Genomic DNA, 15630 nt, shown 5'->3' on the forward strand with positions numbered 1-15630 from the left:
GAACCGGTCCACATCCATTTTTAAGAAGTTTAATCGTTTATTAATAGTTTCTTCATATATTATTAGCATTTTCATACCTTTATGCAGCGAGCAAGTATAGAGCTGAAAAATCAATCTGCCGGTTGACGTTTTTCTTTCCTATTTTCGCTATGCTTAATGCAGAAAGGATTTGATGACATGGCGATGAGCCCTTATATTTTTATTGTATTGATTCTTATTATTTTATCGATGTATCGAGAAAGAACGGTAAAGCCCGGGAAGTTGCTGATCATTCCGCTGTTGCTCTTATGGGGCGTATCTGCATCGTTTCAGCCGGCGTATTTTCATTCCGTATTACATGTGGCGATCAGCGGCATTTTATTACTGATCGGGCTGGTCTGCGGGTTTGGCATTGGAAAGATGGTAAACGTGCGGATTCACCCGGAAACCGGAAAGGTCACTTCACGCGGCTCCCTTGGAAGTGTTATTCTCATTCTAGTGATACTTTCTTTGCGCATGGCCGCGAGAACATGGCTGCCTGATAGCAACGAGATGTTTATTGCCATTATTCATTCTATGTTCTTCGTTCCCCTCGGCACCATCACAGCCCGTAACATCATGCTTTATAAAGCTTACAGACGGCTGACCGCTGGCAAAGTATCCATTCAATAACTGAAAGAAGGACCAGCATGAACGGACAATCTCCGGCTCGGCACTACAAGAAGCTTGTGCCGAGCCTTATTCTCATTTTGAATTGCATACAATTTTTATCTCATCCAACTAAGGCTGATCCCATTTTGTTAGCATTTGTATTTGCGGTATACTTAGCATTCATTTGGATCATTCCCTATGTGGTATCCACTGCTGTTAGTTTGAGCATATTCATCGGACTCTGGCTCCTGACCGATTTCTTTTGGGCTGTTTCCGGCCAAGAGCAGGGTGCCGCCTATTTTTTGATTGTATTTTTAATGATATATGCCGCCTTTAGACTCCCTTCACGGCTATCCTTGATCTTCACAGCATGTTTAATTGGAGGCAACATATTACTCCTATCCTCACATGGAGGAAGCTTGAATACCATCATCAGCAACATCTCGATCATGATCGGACTCTACGTCTTCTTCTCCTCCATGCGTTTCAGACGAGAAGCGAGAAGGGAGGCTGAACGGAATCATGCTGAATTGGCAAAAATGCATGTGCAGCTGGAACATGCTCATAAAGAACTCCAGAAAGCGCATGCAGAGTTGCAGGAGGCTTCTGTTCTTTCATTAAGGTACGCGGTCCTTGAGGAACGTACAAGAATTGCCCGTGACATTCATGACAGCATCGGTCACGAGCTGACTTCTGTGATTGTTCAGCTTCAATCCCTTCCCTATATCCTTAAAAGCAGCAAGGAGGATTCAGAAAAAGTCATTCAAAATGTACTGAGTGTCGCCAGGGAATGTCTTCAAGAAGTGCGGTCTGTCGTTCACCAAATGGGCCGTAGTGAATCGATGGTGGGGCTTACCGCTTTGCGGGGGCTCATTCATCAAGTGGAGGAACGGAGCGGCTTGCACGTTTCTTTAGATACTGCCGGACTGTCAGAAGAGTCTTGGCCTCCAAACGTGAGCGAAACGATCTACCGCATCTTGCAGGAAGCGCTGACCAATATCATTCGTCACGCTGACGCTTCTCATGCGGAGGCCGTCATTTCTAATGACAAGTCCCATCTCTATGTCACAATCACCGACGACGGACAATTCACCGGCAGCCTTACTTATGGATTTGGCCTGACAGGAATGAAAGAGCGCGCAGAAAAAGCAGGCGGTTCCCTTACTTTCAGTGCCGTACAGCCGAGCGGCCTGAAAATTGAGCTGTCATTGCCGCTCATGACAACGCATAAGGAGCAAAAAGATGAACAAAGATAACATACGCGTCGCGCTTGCCGATGATCAGCCGCTTGTGCGTGAAGGCTTCCGCTACATCATCAACGCACAGCCGGATATGACGGTTTCTGGCGAGGCCGGCGACGGTCACGATATTATAGCACTCGCAAAACAAACAAAACCCGATGTCATCCTCATGGATGTCCAGATGCCGCATTGCTCAGGCATCGAAGCGGCGAAAGACATTATGTCCGCACTTCCAGATACAAAGATAGTCATTTTAACCACCTTTGACACGGAAGAATTCGTATTTGAAGGCATCCGTGCGGGCGCAGTCGGCTATCTGCTGAAGGATACACTTCCTGAAGAGCTGATAGATGCGATTCGCGCTGCGGCGAGAGGCGAGGCGATTTTCCGTACAGTCACAGCTGCTAAAATTATCAGTGAGACATTTCGAGCGAAGCAACAGCCTTATGCCGAAGAACTGGCAGAGCCGTTCACCAAAAGAGAGCTTGAGGTTCTTCAGCAAATGGCCTACGGACTGAGAAATGAGGATATTGCTGAAAAGCTTTTCGTCAGTGAAAGCACTGTGAAAACCCACGTGCACCGCATCCTGCAAAAATGCAATGCCCAAGACCGGACACAGGCAGTCGTTTTTGCCATTCGAAACGGTATTGTGCAATAGAAATCTCTCATCCCGCCATGCTAAAATAAGACAAAGGAGATGATTGGAAATGAAAGAAGAAATCATTGAACGGTTTACTACATATGTAAAAGTCGACACACAGTCCGATGAATCCGTTGAGAATTGTCCTTCCACACCCGGCCAATTGACATTAGGAAACATGCTCGTTGATGAATTGAAGTCCATCGGCATGCAGGATGCAGCCATTGATGAAAACGGCTATGTCATGGCAACTCTTCCCTCCAATACTGAAAAAGACGTGCCGACAATCGGCTTTCTCGCTCACGTCGACACCGCTACAGACTTTACCGGCAAAAACGTGAATCCGCAAATCATCGAAAGCTATGATGGAAAAGACATCGTTCTTAACGAACAGCTGCAGGTCACTCTGTCACCTGATCAATTCCCTGAGCTGTCTGGCTATAAGGGCCATACACTCATCACCACAGACGGCACCACCCTTCTCGGCGCAGACAATAAGGCCGGTATCGCTGAAATCATGACAGCCATGGATTACCTCATCAAACACCCTGAGATCAAGCACGGCACAATCAGAGTCGCCTTTACGCCTGATGAAGAAATCGGAAGAGGGCCGCACAAATTTGATGTGAAACGGTTCAATGCATCCTTTGCCTACACGGTTGACGGCGGCCCGCTCGGCGAGCTTGAATATGAAAGCTTCAATGCCGCTGCCGCAAAAATTACGATTAAAGGCAACAACGTACATCCCGGAACAGCTAAAGGGAAAATGATCAACTCTGCGAAAATCGCGATGAAGCTGAACAGCCTGCTGCCGGCAGACGAAGCGCCTGAGTATACGGAAGGCTATGAAGGCTTCTACCACCTGCTGTCGATTCAAGGAGACGTAGAGGAAACAAAGCTCCACTACATTATCAGAGACTTTGACAAAGAGAATTTCCAAAACAGAAAAGAAACAATGAAGCGTGCCGTTGAAGAACTTCAAAACGAATACGGGCAAGACCGGATTCTGTTGGATATGAACGACCAATACTACAACATGAGAGAGAAAATTGAACCTGTCATCGAAATCGTCAACATTGCAAAGCAAGCGATGGAAAACCTCGGCATCGAACCGAAGATTTCCCCCATCCGCGGCGGCACCGACGGATCGCAGCTATCCTACATGGGGCTTCCGACGCCAAACATCTTTACCGGCGGGGAAAACTTCCACGGCAAATTTGAATACATCTCAGTTGATAACATGGTCAAAGCTGTAAATGTCATCGTTGAGATCGCAAAGCAGTTTGAAGCGCAAGCATAATGCCAAAAGCCAGTCCAAAAAAGGACTGGTTTTTTTGTGTGAAAATGAAACATTTTAAACGCGTCCTCCGTAAAACAAGTATCAACAAATGAGGAGGAAAAACAATGACAAAACATGCAATCGCCGCAAAGAGTCTCTTGAAAAAATGGATCATTTCCAGGCCGCTTAACATGCAAAAGAAATCCAGCCCATTTCAAAAAATCAGAAAAATGTTCAAACGCTTCTTCAAATAAAACATTCAAATCCCCAAAATACAATCCGTATTCACCCGTACCGCCCAAATGCTCCGTAATTTGGGTTTTTTGTGTTCAATTCCGCAAAATAGGGTATAAACCAAACAAGCAAGAAAACAGCACCCAAAAACAGGTAATTCGAATTACGTAAACTTAGGTTAAAAGTTGTATAAAGGAATTTATTTTATCGTCGATAGTAACTATAGAACCAATCATCAACAAGAGCAAACAGCGTAATTCAAGACTATTTTCAGGTCATCAGGTAATACTGTTTTAGAGGGACAGTTTCTTGTTATTTATTGATTTAGAATTTTTTGAATACTTTTTGGCATTTTATCCGTACAATAGAGAGTACCAAAACTTTTTTGGGAGGTATGTAATATGATCCTATTTATTATCATCGCATTATGCGGCTATCTTCTTTTTTCTTTCAGCAAGGACAATCGCCGCAAACCGCAAAAGACAAGCCCTCTGCCAGCAGCCGCACCTCATCACAACAACCTAATCGACCTTGACGCCATCCGCCAAAAACGCCGGATGCATCTTTCCTAATTCTATATTTCAAACGAAAAGGCTGCTGAATCACGCAGCCTTTTAAAATTGGTTTGATTTAGAGCCTGAAACCTTTTCGCCACCTATCCGTAATTTCATACAAGGCAAACCCAAAGGAGACTTCAGCAATGATCGAGTTATTTATGAAACAAAAAATGTTCTCATTTAAAGATGCATTTCACATTTATGACCGGGATGAACAAGAAACATTCAAGGTGGAGGGGCGTTTTTTCTCGTTAGGAGACTCATTACAAATGACAGACTCATCTGGGAAAACGCTCGTTTCCATAGAACAAAAACTAATGTCTTTATTGCCGCGCTATGAGATTTCAATTGGCGGGAAAACAGTTTGTGAGGTAACGAAGAAAGTAACGTTTTTCAAACCGAAATTTGTGATTTCCGGGCTTAACTGGGAAATCGATGGTGATTTATGGAGGGATGAATTCCAGCTGACGGACGGGGAAAATGTCCGGATGTCAGTGAGCAAAAAGTGGCTCAGTTGGGGTGATTCCTATCACTTGCAGATTGCAAACGAGGGAGATGTTCTGATTTGCACTGCCATCGCTATCGTGCTTGATATGGTTTTATATAACGATGAAGATGAAAGTATTTTCTAAAAAGCATTGACAATTGATCCAAAAGTAATAATATTAAGATAATTGAAATCTGAATATGAAGTTGTACCTTATCAAGAGAGGTGGAGGGACTGGCCCTATGATACCCGGCAACCGCTGTTTCAAACAGAATGGTGCTAAATCCTTAAGAACATTGCGTTCTTGCAGATGAGGCGGAGATTTGATCGTTCAAGCTCTTCCTTACACAAAGGAAGAGCTTTTTACATGCTCAATATTTCAGAAAAGAGGCGAATAACATGGCTCAACAAACGAATGTTGCAGGACAAAAAACAGAAAAACAACGCAAAGCACCTTTCCGCGCCGATCATGTCGGCAGTTTGCTTCGTTCCGTTCCGGTGAAGGAATCCCGGCAAAAAAAAGCGGCTGGTGAGATGACAGCGGAACAGCTTCGTGATATCGAAAATCAAGAGATCACCCGCATCGTGGAAAAACAAAAAGAAATCGGTCTCGATGTGGTAACAGACGGGGAATTCCGACGTTCCTGGTGGCATTATGACTTCCTGGAAGGGCTTGACGGTGTGGAACCGTTCATCCCGGCTGAGGGAATTCAGTTCCATAACACAAAAACGAAAGCGCGCAGCATCAAAGTGACGGGAAAACTCGATTTTACGAGCCACCCAGCGCTTGCTGATTATCAATTTTTACATGAGATTGCTGGTAACGCGACGCCAAAATTGACCATTCCCAGCCCAAATATGCTGTTTTTTGGCGAAAAGGCGGATAAAGGGATTTATGACGATCAAGAGGAATACTTTCATGATCTGGCCCAAGCGTACAAAAAAGCAATCAAAGCCTTCTATGATGCTGGCTGCCGTTATCTCCAGCTCGATGATACGTCATGGTCTCTCTTCTTTGAGGAAAAAGGCAGAGAGGTTGTCCGGGCGCTCGGCGGCGATCCAGAAACATTGCCAGCCATATTTGCCAAAACAATTAACGATGCCGTCGCAGACCGGCCTGACGATTTAACGATCACAATGCACATTTGCCGCGGCAACTTCCGTTCAACCTGGGCGGCATCAGGAGGGTACGACGCTGTAGCGGAAACGATTTTGGACGGCTTAAACCTTGACGGCCTTTTCTTGGAATACGATGATGACCGCTCCGGAAACTTTGATCCGCTCCGTTTTGTGAAGCGCAAGGATCTGCAAATTGTGCTCGGCTTGATCACATCGAAATACGGCGAGCTTGAAAATCCTGAGGATGTGAAACGCCGTATCAATGAAGCCGCGCGTTTTGTCAGCTTGGACCAGCTATGCCTGAGCCCGCAGTGCGGTTTCGCCTCTACAGAAGAAGGCAACCTTCTGACAGAGGAGCAGCAATGGGCAAAGCTTCGCCATGTCATCGACATTGCCAACGATGTGTGGAGATAATCTATCATTGACAGAAATAGAAAATGTGTGAATAATAGATACTATCAGAAAATTTCATAAAAAGGTTTTCCTTATCAAGAGAGGTGGAGGGACTGGCCCTGCGATACCCGGCAACCGCTGTTTAACAGAATGGTGCTAAATCCTTTAGAGCAATGATTGCTCTTGAAGATAAGGTTGAGATTGTCACGCAAGCTCTTCCTTATCCAAAGGAAGAGCTTTTTTACATTTGAATGGAAAGAAGGAATGGACAACATGTCACAACAAACAACACCCGCAGAACAAAAATCACTTCAAAGAAAAAAACCGCCGTTTCGCGCGGATCAAGTCGGAAGCCTGTTGAGATCTGAGCCCGTTAAAAAAGCGCGGCTGCAAAAAGCGGCCGGCGATATTACGGCTGAGCAGCTTCGCCAGATCGAAAACGATGAAATTATCCGCATTGTGGAAAAACAGAAGGAAACCGGCCTGAACGTCGTGACAGACGGTGAATTCCGCAGAGCATGGTGGCACTTTGATTTCCTGGAAAACTTAGATGGCGTTGAGCCGTTTACTCCTGAGCAAGGCATTCAATTCCATAACGTACAGACAAAAGCACGCGGCATTAAAGTCACAGGTGATATCGACTTTTCAACTCACCCAATGCTTGAAGATTACTCATTTCTCCATAGCATTGCCGGTGACGCGACGCCAAAGATGACGATTCCAAGCCCGAATATGCTGTTTTTCCGCGGAAAATTGGAAAAAGGTGCATACAAAAACGACTATCACCTTTTCCAGCATGATGTATCCAAAGCATATAAAAAAGCGATTCAAGCGTTTTATGACAGAGGCTGCCGCTACCTCCAGCTTGATGATACAGCGTGGGCCGTTTTCTTATCTGAAAAAGGCTTAAAACAAATCGAAGCGTTCGGAACAACGCCTGACGAGCTTCGCCAGCTGTTTGCGAAATCCATTAACGACGCGATTGCAGACCGCCCGGATGACTTGACGGTAACCATGCATATTTGCCGCGGCAACTTCCAGTCCACTTGGACAGCGGAAGGCGGCTATGACGCAGCAGCCGAAACCATTTTTGATGGCTTGAATCTTGACGGACTTTTCTTAGAGTATGATGATTCACGCTCAGGCGGATTTGAGCCACTCCGTTACGTAAAACGGTCTGATCTTCAGCTTGTTCTTGGCTTAGTGACATCTAAATTCGGCGAGCTTGAAAATCCGGATGACGTGAAACGCCGTATCGAAGAAGCGTCCCGTTATGTAAGCTTAGACCAGCTTTGCCTCAGCCCTCAATGCGGATTCGCTTCAACTGAGGAAGGCAACAAGCTGACTGAAGAACAGCAATGGGCGAAGCTCCGCCATGTTGTTGAGATCGCTAATGAAGTTTGGAAATAAGCAAAGAAAAAACACACTTGATTCCCTAGCGGAGCAAGTGTGTTTTTTATGTCATTGTGCGGTGTAGCCCCCATCAAGGACGACAGCCTGCCCAGTGACGCCCTTCGCCTTCTCGCTTGCCAAAAACACGGCATAATCCGCAATTTCCTTGACGGAAAGCAGTCGCTTTTGCGGCACAAGCGGAAAAATGACTTGTTCAAGTACAGAGTCGTAAGGGACATTTCTAGTTTTCGATAGATCGCTAAGCTGATTGCGTACAAGCTGGGTATCGACATAACCCGGACAGAGCGCATTGACTGTTATGCCGTGGGGCGCGCCTTCCAGCGCCCCTACTTTTGTGAGTCCAATGACGCCGTGCTTGGCGCTATTATAAGCGGATTTCCCTGCAAAGCCCACTAATCCATTAACAGACGCAATATTAATGATTCTGCCAAACTGCTGTTTTTTCATGATCGGAAAAACATGCTTCATTGCAATAAAGGGAGCCGTCAGCATGACCTTGATCAGCTGTTCAAAGGTGTCTGTCGGAAACTCTTCAATCGGAGCGACGTGCTGAATACCGGCATTGTTCACCAGAATATCCAAGCGGCCGTATTGTTTTTGGATGACGTTCACCGTATCAGCAACTTGCGCTTCCTTTGTCACATCATACGGAATGGCCGCCGCGTCAAAGCCTTCTTCTGCAAGCTTGGAGGCTGCTTTTTCACATGCTTCCGGACGGAGGTCTGAAACGATGACGCTGGCACCTTCCCGGGCGAATTCTCTTGCGATTTCGAATCCGATTCCGCCGGCAGCCCCTGTCACCAAAGCGACTTGTTTTCTCATGTCAAACACCTTCCCATTAAGAATTGAGTACAGACTGGCTTACAGCGAAATCAGCTTCTGTTTTTTCATAAACCTCTTCAATTGTGACACCATCCTGAAGCTCCGTCAGTGTCATGCGGCCGTTCACAAAATCAAATACAGCCAAATCCGTAATCAGCCTGTGTACGACTTTCTGGCCTGTCAGCGGAAGAGAGCATGTTTTTTTCACCTTTGATTCACCATGCTTATTGACGTGCTCCATGATGACAACGATTCGTTTCGCCCCGTTGACGAGATCCATGGCGCCGCCCATCCCTTTTACCATTTTGCCCGGGATCATCCAATTGGCCAAATCCCCCTGCTCCGAAACCTCCATTCCGCCGAGAATAGCCAAATCGATATGCCCGCCTCTTATCATCGCGAATGACTCAGCGCTGTCAAAATAAGAGGCGCCCGTCACTTCAGTGATCGTTTCCTTTCCCGCATTGATCAAATCCGCGTCTTCCGTTCCTTCCAGAGGATAGGGGCCGATTCCGAGCAAGCCGTTTTCCGACTGAAGCATGACGTGAACGCCATCGGGTATCTCATTTGCGACAAGCGTCGGCATGCCAATCCCGAGATTCACATTCATGCCGTCCTTGATTTCTTGTACAGCCCGTTTGACCATTCGTTTTCTCGCTTCCTTCACTTGGCCTCACCCTTTCCCGATGCTTGCTGAACTGTTCGTTTTTCAATCCGTTTTTCTTGGCTCGCGCCAAGCACGACATGCTGTACGTAAATTCCCGGCGTATGGATATGATCTGGATCGAGCTCTCCTGCTTCCACGATTTCTTCCGCCTCGGCAATCGTGATCTTGCCTGCCATGGCGGCAATGGGATTGAAATTTCTCGCCGTTTTCCTAAAAACCAAATTGCCCATGGTGTCCGCTTTCCACGCTTTGACGATCGCCACATCGCCGGTAATGCCTCGCTCCAGCACATAAGTCCGGCCGCCGAATGTTTTATGTTCTTTTCCCTCGGCTATGGAGGTGCCGACGCCTGTCGCCGTATAAAATCCCGGTATGCCTGCACCGCCTGCACGAATTCTCTCAGCGAGCGTTCCTTGGGGAACAAGCTCGACCTCAAGCTCTCCGCTTAAAAACTGCCGCTCAAAAATTTTATTTTCACCGACATAGGAAGCGATCATTTTCTTGATTTGCTTGTTAGCCAGAAGCAAACCAAGCCCCCAGTCATCGACTCCGCAGTTATTGCTGACAACGGTTAAATCCTTTACTCCCTGATCTCTTATAGACAAAATGAGCTGTTCAGGGATGCCGCACAGCCCAAACCCTCCCGCGATCAGCGTATCCCCATCATGAATCAATTTCGCAGCTTCCTTGCTTGATGACAGCACTTTTCCCATATTGATGCCCCTTTCGTTTTCTTCTACACTAGACCAGTCAGGCTGTAAATCGCGATCACAGCAAATACGGCAGCCGTTTTGATGAGCGTGATTGCAAAAATATCGCGATACGATTGCCTGTGAGTCAGTCCCGTCACAGCCAGAAGCGTAATGACGGCGCCATTATGCGGCAGTGTGTCCATCCCGCCTGATGCCATTGAAATGACTCGATGCATCACCTCCGGCGGAATATTATAAGCCTGAATCGCCTGTAAGTACTGCTCTGACATCGCGCTTAACGCAATGCCCATTCCTCCTGAAGCCGAGCCGGTGATTCCCGCCAACGCAGTTGTCGTAACGGCGCCATTTACAAGCGGATCGGTAAAAGTATGTGAAATACCGCTGCTCAGCTTATGAAACCCCGGCAGCGCGGCGATAATGCCGCCGAACCCGTACTCGGCACCCGTATTCATAGATGCCAGCAAGGCGCCGCCAATCCCTTCATTCAGCCCTTCCTTCAATTGGGCAAACACACTTCTCCAATCAAATAAAATCGTTGTGATGATGCCAATCACTAAAGCAATCTCCACCGACCAAATAGCAGCTGCTGAAGAAATATCAAGCCTGCCGAACTCCTTTAATCCTATGGAAGAAAAATCAAATCCATTCGGATACCACTTTGGCAGGTAAATGGTGAAATATTTATTCACTGCACCGACGAGAATAAGCGGGACAAAGGCAAGCGCGTGCCGAATCGGGCTTTTGTCCGGTTCAGCCGCGGACTCAATCGATTCAGGAGCAGGAGCATTCTGCGAATCAAAACCGCCATAGCCTTCGCCAGATGCCTGCGCTTTTTTCCGCCTTGATTCCAAATAGAGCATCCCAGCTGCCAGCACAATCACTGCGCCCATCAAGCCCAGCCAAGGGGCGGCATAAATGTCTGTTTTGAAAAACGACGTCGGAATGACATTTTGGATTTGCGGCGTCCCCGGAAGTGCGTCCATCGTAAACGTAAAAGCACCTAAAGCAATCGTTCCCGGGATGAGGCGTTTTGGTATGTTTGCTTCTTGGAACATGTTTTTCGCAAAAGGATATACGGCAAATACGACAACAAACAGGCTGACACCGCTGTACGTCAAGACAGCACCCATCAGCACAATGGCAAGTATCGCTCTTTTTGCCCCGACAAGCCGGACAATTGTTTTCGCGATTGATGCCGCAAGCCCGGCCATTTCAACGACCTTTCCAAAAATGGCACCGAGCAAAAACACTGGGAAATACAGCTTAATAAAACCCGCCATCTTCTCCATAAAAATTGATGAAAAAAAAGGAAGCACATGGCTTGGATCTGTCAGCAGCACCGCGAATAACGCGCAAATCGGCGCAAACAATATGACAGAAAATCCCCGATACGCCGTAAACATCAGCAAACCTAACGCCAATAGAATGATGATCAGTTCCACACACACATCCCCCGTTTCCGCGAACTAGAAAGCGTTTACATAAACCTGTCCGCATCGGCTGTTTCCGTCCCCTTTCCATATGTACGAGAAGCGTGGGCCAACTATTCCGATTAAAAAAGGAAAGCTCCTTTTTTCGGAGCTTTCCTCTGCCATTCATTTCATTCCTATTAGGATATCAACATCAACCGTAATATCGGCTGATTTCATCTCTTTCAGGAGGCTGACTCGATCTTTCGGCGCCGACCAGGCAAGCGGCGTCATCTTGAGAAGCCAGTGGATCGCCTGCTGGTCAAGCGTTTTAACATAGCGCAGCCTGACAGGACGGCTGTGTGCTGCATTTGCTGCAAAACGCTCAACAGCTGCCGCATTGGAATACGTGCGCCTTGGTGAATCAGTATATAAAAATTGCCTTAATTCTATTAAATAGTCGCTTCGCGGCACTACTTTTACGAGCATGCCATCATTCTTCAGCAGTCTATGAAACTCTGCATAATTGGACGGCGAAAAAATAGACAGAACAACATCAAATTGGCGATCATGAAAAGGAGCACGCGCCACATCGGCAACCGCCCACATCTGATCTTTGAATGCCTTAGAAGCTTTTAAGATCCCATCTTTCGAAAGATCTATGCCGGTTCCTATCGCTGCTTTCCCTGCATAATCAAACCCGCAAAGCGCATTCAAATGAGAACCCTCACCGCAACCGCTGTCCAGGATGGTGAATGCCTCATGACCAGATGTGGGATGACTGATGAGTTCTGCAATCGCATCATGGAGCGGGTCAAAAAAACCACATTCTCCAATCAGCCTGCTCCTCGCTTCAAAAAGCTCAGCACCGTAACTGGTTTTGACCGGCTTCGTCAGAAAGTTCACGTAGCCGTGCCGAGATAGATCAAATGTATGTCCTCGTTCTGTACAAATCAAGCTTTTCCCTGATGCCGCATCCATAGAAGAATCGCAGAGCGGGCATCGAAACATGCTGAAATCAACTGTTCGCTTCATGATAAAAAACACCCCATTCATTCATTTTTAGATAAATGAAAAAGGCATAGACAAATAAACCTAGGCCTATCTCAAAAATTGGCCAGGTCTGGCAGTTTGTCTACACCTGTCATTATCTATAACGAATGAATTGGATAATCATGAAAAAAACTCCCTTTCTGCTGTATAGGTTTCCCCATTTCCATCATACAACAAATCTCCAGGAGCTGGAACCTTATAGTGAAGAAAAATCAGTACTGACATGCTGGTATCCCGCCAACATCATATCAGCATAGCAATCCAGCATGTTTTTCCTTTATTTTCTCATTTTAGAATATAAATTTTATTATTGTGAAAATAGTTAAAAAGGTTGATTTTCAAAAAGTGAAAGGATAAAATACTGCTATCATCTTAGAAAAAGACATTCTTGTATATGATCAGTAATATGGTCTGATTGTTTCTACCTAGTAACCGTAAAAAACTAGACTACAAGAAAGTTTGAATAAATTTGAACGAGTTGAAAAGGACAAGTTCTTTTCTGTTTGCTCTTATTTTTCACACTTTCTGCACTTCCAGAATTTGTGAAGGATAAGAGCTTTTTTTGTTTCCATAATAACCCTCATAGGAGTTGCTATCATGTACTTTTTACTAAACCTTGTCGGTCTCATTGTGATTATGGCAGTTGTATTCCTATGTTCTCCGCAGAAAAAGAAAATCAAGTGGCGCCCGATCATTACGTTAATTGTTCTGGAATTGCTGATTACTTGGTTTATGCTGGGAACAAAAGTCGGAAGCTGGGCCATCGGTAAAATCGGTGATTTCTTCACTTGGCTGATTGCTTGCGCCAGTGACGGTATCGCGTTTGCCTTTCCGTCAGTGATGGCGAATGAAACAGTAGACTTTTTCTTTAGTGCGCTTCTTCCAATTATCTTTATCGTCACATTCTTTGATATTTTAACGTATTTCGGCATTTTGCCTTGGCTGATTGATAAAATCGGATGGGTGATTTCTAAGGCTTCCCGCTTGCCGAAATTAGAAAGCTTTTTCTCTATTCAAATGATGTTCCTGGGAAATACCGAAGCACTTGCGGTTATCCGCCAGCAGCTAACGGTTTTAAGCAACAACCGCCTGCTCACATTCGGCTTAATGAGCATGAGCAGCATCAGCGGCTCCATTATCGGATCTTATCTGTCAATGGTGCCCGCGACATACGTGTTTACAGCGATTCCTTTGAACTGCTTAAACGCGCTGATTATCGCAAACCTGCTGAATCCTGTTCACGTGCCGGAGGATGAAGATATCATCTATACACCGCCTAAAGAAGAGAAGAAAGACTTTTTCTCTACGATTTCTAACAGTATGCTTGTCGGCATGAACATGGTGATCGTTATTTTGGCAATGGTGATCGGATATGTCGCATTAACGTCAGCAGTTAATGGCATTCTTGGCGTTTTCGTACACGGCCTGACCATCCAGACGATTTTTGCTTACCTGTTCAGTCCGTTCGCATTCCTGCTTGGATTGCCAGTGCACGATGCGATGTATGTTGCTCAGCTGATGGGCATGAAATTAGCAACGAACGAGTTTGTTGCGATGCTTGACTTGAAAAACAATCTCAAATCCCTTCCGCCTCACACCGTTGCGGTGGCGACGACATTCCTGACGTCCTTTGCAAACTTCAGTACGGTCGGCATGATTTACGGCACGTACAATTCGATCCTTGACGGAGAAAAGTCAACGGTCATCGGGAAAAACGTGTGGAAGCTGCTCGTCAGCGGAATTGCGGTATCTTTATTAAGTGCTGCGATTGTCGGCCTGTTTGTGTGGTAGAAACATTGAGCCATATCCCTTTTCGGATATGGCTCTTTTCATTATTGATAAATAGAGGCTGGCACCTGCAAATTCCGGATTCCCGCTGCATAAGGCCCCAAGTCATACTGGCCAAAGACGATGGCGATCCCGTTTGCCGTAAAGTAAAACATTGTGTCTTTGTTTAGGGTTATATCCTCTTTCTTAACATCAGGGAAAAACAGCTCATCGTGTTTTTTGATATAGCTATATAGATAATCTCTCGTTTTGCTGACTTTTGTTTTGGTGTTCAGAATCTGATCCAGCGTCACCCGCTTTTGTGCTTTCAAGTCATAGTTGAAGGACTGGACAGACGTTAGACCGTGGGCGCCCCCTGAATAGATATAATTGAGTGTTTGAATGCTGAGCTTGCCTGCCGCATTGTATTTGACGCTGAAGGATGTTTGATATTCCGTTTTAAAGCCCTGCTGTTCGCCTGCTTTTTTGTTTTTCAGGTATTCCTGATACGATTGTTCAATGTAGGCTTTCAGCTCTTGATTGATTTTCTTTTCAAACGCGGCATCCCCGACGTGATGCACTTGTGGATACGTTAACTCCTTGATCTTTTTGTACGTATGGGTGCTGACAGTCGGTGTTTTCGTTTGAACTGCTTTTAGAGATGGGGCCGCATATGCAACTATGGAAAAAAGCAAGACTGCAATCCCCGCTGCTTTCAGCATGTTATTCCATTTCATACGATCTCCTCCTTTGATGTCGTTGTTTAACATTCCCTTATTTAAGCAATACACACTTTTATAGACTGATTAAATTGAAAGAAGTTTCTAGGTCTAACAGCATGATTTTTCCAATAAAAAAAGAGACACAGGATGTCTCTTTTTTTACTGTTTGCGCCCAGAAATCGCTTCATGAACGGCCTGTGCCAAATCTGTATTTCCGAACATCTCTAATACCGCAATGACAGTCTGGTCCGGAATGTGCTCTGCTTCGTGTTTTGGCACGACAAGATCGTCCATGGTTTTTTTCAAGCTTTCATTCAGCTTTTGCTGCGGATACGCTTTGGCGTACAGCTCCATCGGATCAAGATCATGGTTCACGCACCATTGGGCAAACACCAAAATCATCATATTTTCATCGCGTTCGTAAGCTTCAGCGAGCTGTTTTTCGTTCATTTGTCATGCTCCTTATGAAAAGTATCTTCCTTAA

The 15630-nt window shown here is 45.8% G+C and carries 16 protein-coding genes, 1 pseudogene and 3 riboswitches; of the genes and pseudogenes, 10 read left to right on the forward strand and 7 right to left on the reverse strand.

Translation table 11 applies throughout. From position 1 onward, the window contains the following. Positions 1 to 177 precede the first annotated feature (177 nt). The 9 genes and pseudogenes from NST79_RS20295 to NST79_RS20335 all read left to right on the forward strand — a co-directional run bounded on the left by NST79_RS20295 (position 178) and on the right by NST79_RS20335 (position 7990). Positions 178 to 651 (forward strand): CcdC protein domain-containing protein, encoded by a 474-nt coding sequence (locus NST79_RS20295; protein WP_042976783.1) that lies wholly within the window; start codon positions 178 to 180, stop codon positions 649 to 651. Between the two features lie 17 nt (positions 652 to 668). Further along, on the forward strand, positions 669 to 1886 hold the full coding sequence (gene yxjM / locus NST79_RS20300) for a sensor histidine kinase (protein WP_212060177.1): 1218 nt from the start codon (positions 669 to 671) through the stop codon (positions 1884 to 1886). Then, a complete protein-coding gene (gene yxjL / locus NST79_RS20305; protein ID WP_167408555.1) occupies positions 1873 to 2529 on the forward strand; it encodes a two-component system response regulator YxJL in 657 nt (218 codons plus the stop codon). The genes yxjM and yxjL overlap by 14 nt, the downstream gene beginning before the upstream one ends. Before the next feature lie 49 nt (positions 2530 to 2578). Beyond that, positions 2579 to 3811: a peptidase T gene (pepT, locus tag NST79_RS20310; RefSeq protein WP_087962139.1), complete on the forward strand. Its 1233-nt coding sequence runs from the start codon at positions 2579 to 2581 to the stop codon at positions 3809 to 3811. A gap of 104 nt (positions 3812 to 3915) precedes the next feature. Continuing rightward, the gene (locus NST79_RS20315; RefSeq protein ID WP_003227241.1) at positions 3916 to 4044 is read left to right on the forward strand and encodes a hypothetical protein; all 129 of its coding nucleotides are present in this window, start codon (positions 3916 to 3918) and stop codon (positions 4042 to 4044) included. A 289-nt stretch (positions 4045 to 4333) separates the two neighbouring features. After that, a pseudogene (locus tag NST79_RS20320) lies at positions 4334 to 4596 on the forward strand (hypothetical protein). A 128-nt stretch (positions 4597 to 4724) separates the two neighbouring features. After that, positions 4725 to 5213 carry an LURP-one-related/scramblase family protein gene (locus NST79_RS20325; protein ID WP_014481330.1) on the forward strand — a complete coding sequence of 163 codons (489 nt, stop codon included), beginning with the start codon at positions 4725 to 4727 and terminating at the stop codon, positions 5211 to 5213. Positions 5214 to 5278: 65 nt separating this feature from the next. Next, a riboswitch (SAM riboswitch) is annotated at positions 5279 to 5385 on the forward strand. 82 nt (positions 5386 to 5467) lie between these two features. Further along, complete coding sequence (locus NST79_RS20330) at positions 5468 to 6601, forward strand: 5-methyltetrahydropteroyltriglutamate--homocysteine S-methyltransferase (protein ID WP_014481331.1); 1134 nt, start codon at positions 5468 to 5470, stop codon at positions 6599 to 6601. Between the two features lie 68 nt (positions 6602 to 6669). Then, a riboswitch (SAM riboswitch) is annotated at positions 6670 to 6776 on the forward strand. Between the two features lie 77 nt (positions 6777 to 6853). Further along, positions 6854 to 7990 carry a 5-methyltetrahydropteroyltriglutamate--homocysteine S-methyltransferase gene (locus tag NST79_RS20335; RefSeq protein ID WP_212060175.1) on the forward strand — a complete coding sequence of 379 codons (1137 nt, stop codon included), beginning with the start codon at positions 6854 to 6856 and terminating at the stop codon, positions 7988 to 7990. Positions 7991 to 8041: 51 nt separating this feature from the next. On the opposite strand, the gene NST79_RS20340 is transcribed toward NST79_RS20335, so the two are convergent. From NST79_RS20340 to NST79_RS20360, 5 genes are all read right to left on the reverse strand, one after another. Next, complete coding sequence (locus NST79_RS20340) at positions 8042 to 8815, reverse strand: 3-hydroxybutyrate dehydrogenase (RefSeq protein ID WP_003244042.1); 774 nt, start codon at positions 8813 to 8815, stop codon at positions 8042 to 8044. Between the two features lie 16 nt (positions 8816 to 8831). Further along, entirely contained in the window at positions 8832 to 9482 is a 651-nt protein-coding gene (locus tag NST79_RS20345; protein ID WP_003243049.1) for a succinyl-CoA--3-ketoacid CoA transferase subunit B, read from the reverse strand. Then, positions 9479 to 10195, reverse strand: a complete 717-nt coding sequence (locus NST79_RS20350) for a succinyl-CoA--3-ketoacid CoA transferase subunit A (RefSeq protein ID WP_014481335.1) — start codon at positions 10193 to 10195, stop codon at positions 9479 to 9481. Before NST79_RS20350 ends, NST79_RS20345 begins: the two co-directional genes overlap by 4 nt. A 23-nt stretch (positions 10196 to 10218) precedes the next feature. After that, positions 10219 to 11637: a GntP family permease gene (locus tag NST79_RS20355; RefSeq protein ID WP_003243205.1), complete on the reverse strand. Its 1419-nt coding sequence runs from the start codon at positions 11635 to 11637 to the stop codon at positions 10219 to 10221. Positions 11638 to 11790: 153 nt separating this feature from the next. After that, the gene (locus NST79_RS20360) at positions 11791 to 12639 is read right to left on the reverse strand and encodes a methyltransferase domain-containing protein (RefSeq protein WP_151869967.1); all 849 of its coding nucleotides are present in this window, start codon (positions 12637 to 12639) and stop codon (positions 11791 to 11793) included. Between the two features lie 386 nt (positions 12640 to 13025). Beyond that, positions 13026 to 13127: riboswitch (purine riboswitch) on the forward strand. Between the two features lie 127 nt (positions 13128 to 13254). Here NST79_RS20360 and NST79_RS20365 point away from each other — a divergent pair. After that, positions 13255 to 14448, forward strand: a complete 1194-nt coding sequence (locus NST79_RS20365; RefSeq protein ID WP_032725087.1) for a NupC/NupG family nucleoside CNT transporter — start codon at positions 13255 to 13257, stop codon at positions 14446 to 14448. 41 nt (positions 14449 to 14489) lie between these two features. Here NST79_RS20365 and NST79_RS20370 read toward each other — a convergent pair whose 3' ends face one another. Beyond that, the gene (locus NST79_RS20370) at positions 14490 to 15161 is read right to left on the reverse strand and encodes a DUF3298 and DUF4163 domain-containing protein (RefSeq protein ID WP_106073244.1); all 672 of its coding nucleotides are present in this window, start codon (positions 15159 to 15161) and stop codon (positions 14490 to 14492) included. 144 nt (positions 15162 to 15305) lie between these two features. Further along, the gene (locus NST79_RS20375; protein WP_014478421.1) at positions 15306 to 15596 is read right to left on the reverse strand and encodes a hypothetical protein; all 291 of its coding nucleotides are present in this window, start codon (positions 15594 to 15596) and stop codon (positions 15306 to 15308) included. Positions 15597 to 15630 lie beyond the last annotated feature (34 nt).

The organism is Bacillus sp. PS196, assembly GCF_037963555.1.
GTDB lineage: Bacteria > Bacillota > Bacilli > Bacillales > Bacillaceae > Bacillus > Bacillus subtilis.

Excerpts from the sequence above, each read along its gene's own strand:
- NST79_RS20295 (WP_042976783.1), top strand. The coding sequence starts at position 178 with ATGGCGATGAGCCCTTATATTTTTATTGTATTGATTCTTATTATTTTA.
- yxjM (WP_212060177.1), top strand. The coding sequence starts at position 669 with ATGAACGGACAATCTCCGGCTCGGCACTACAAGAAGCTTGTGCCGAGC.
- yxjL (WP_167408555.1), top strand. The coding sequence starts at position 1,873 with ATGAACAAAGATAACATACGCGTCGCGCTTGCCGATGATCAGCCGCTT.
- pepT (WP_087962139.1), top strand. The coding sequence starts at position 2,579 with ATGAAAGAAGAAATCATTGAACGGTTTACTACATATGTAAAAGTCGAC.
- NST79_RS20315 (WP_003227241.1), top strand. The coding sequence starts at position 3,916 with ATGACAAAACATGCAATCGCCGCAAAGAGTCTCTTGAAAAAATGGATC.
- NST79_RS20325 (WP_014481330.1), top strand. The coding sequence starts at position 4,725 with ATGATCGAGTTATTTATGAAACAAAAAATGTTCTCATTTAAAGATGCA.
- NST79_RS20330 (WP_014481331.1), top strand. The coding sequence starts at position 5,468 with ATGGCTCAACAAACGAATGTTGCAGGACAAAAAACAGAAAAACAACGC.
- NST79_RS20335 (WP_212060175.1), top strand. The coding sequence starts at position 6,854 with ATGTCACAACAAACAACACCCGCAGAACAAAAATCACTTCAAAGAAAA.
- NST79_RS20340 (WP_003244042.1), bottom strand. The coding sequence starts at position 8,815 with ATGAGAAAACAAGTCGCTTTGGTGACAGGGGCTGCCGGCGGAATCGGA.
- NST79_RS20350 (WP_014481335.1), bottom strand. The coding sequence starts at position 10,195 with ATGGGAAAAGTGCTGTCATCAAGCAAGGAAGCTGCGAAATTGATTCAT.
- NST79_RS20360 (WP_151869967.1), bottom strand. The coding sequence starts at position 12,639 with ATGAAGCGAACAGTTGATTTCAGCATGTTTCGATGCCCGCTCTGCGAT.
- NST79_RS20365 (WP_032725087.1), top strand. The coding sequence starts at position 13,255 with ATGTACTTTTTACTAAACCTTGTCGGTCTCATTGTGATTATGGCAGTT.
- NST79_RS20370 (WP_106073244.1), bottom strand. The coding sequence starts at position 15,161 with ATGAAATGGAATAACATGCTGAAAGCAGCGGGGATTGCAGTCTTGCTT.
- NST79_RS20375 (WP_014478421.1), bottom strand. The coding sequence starts at position 15,596 with ATGAACGAAAAACAGCTCGCTGAAGCTTACGAACGCGATGAAAATATG.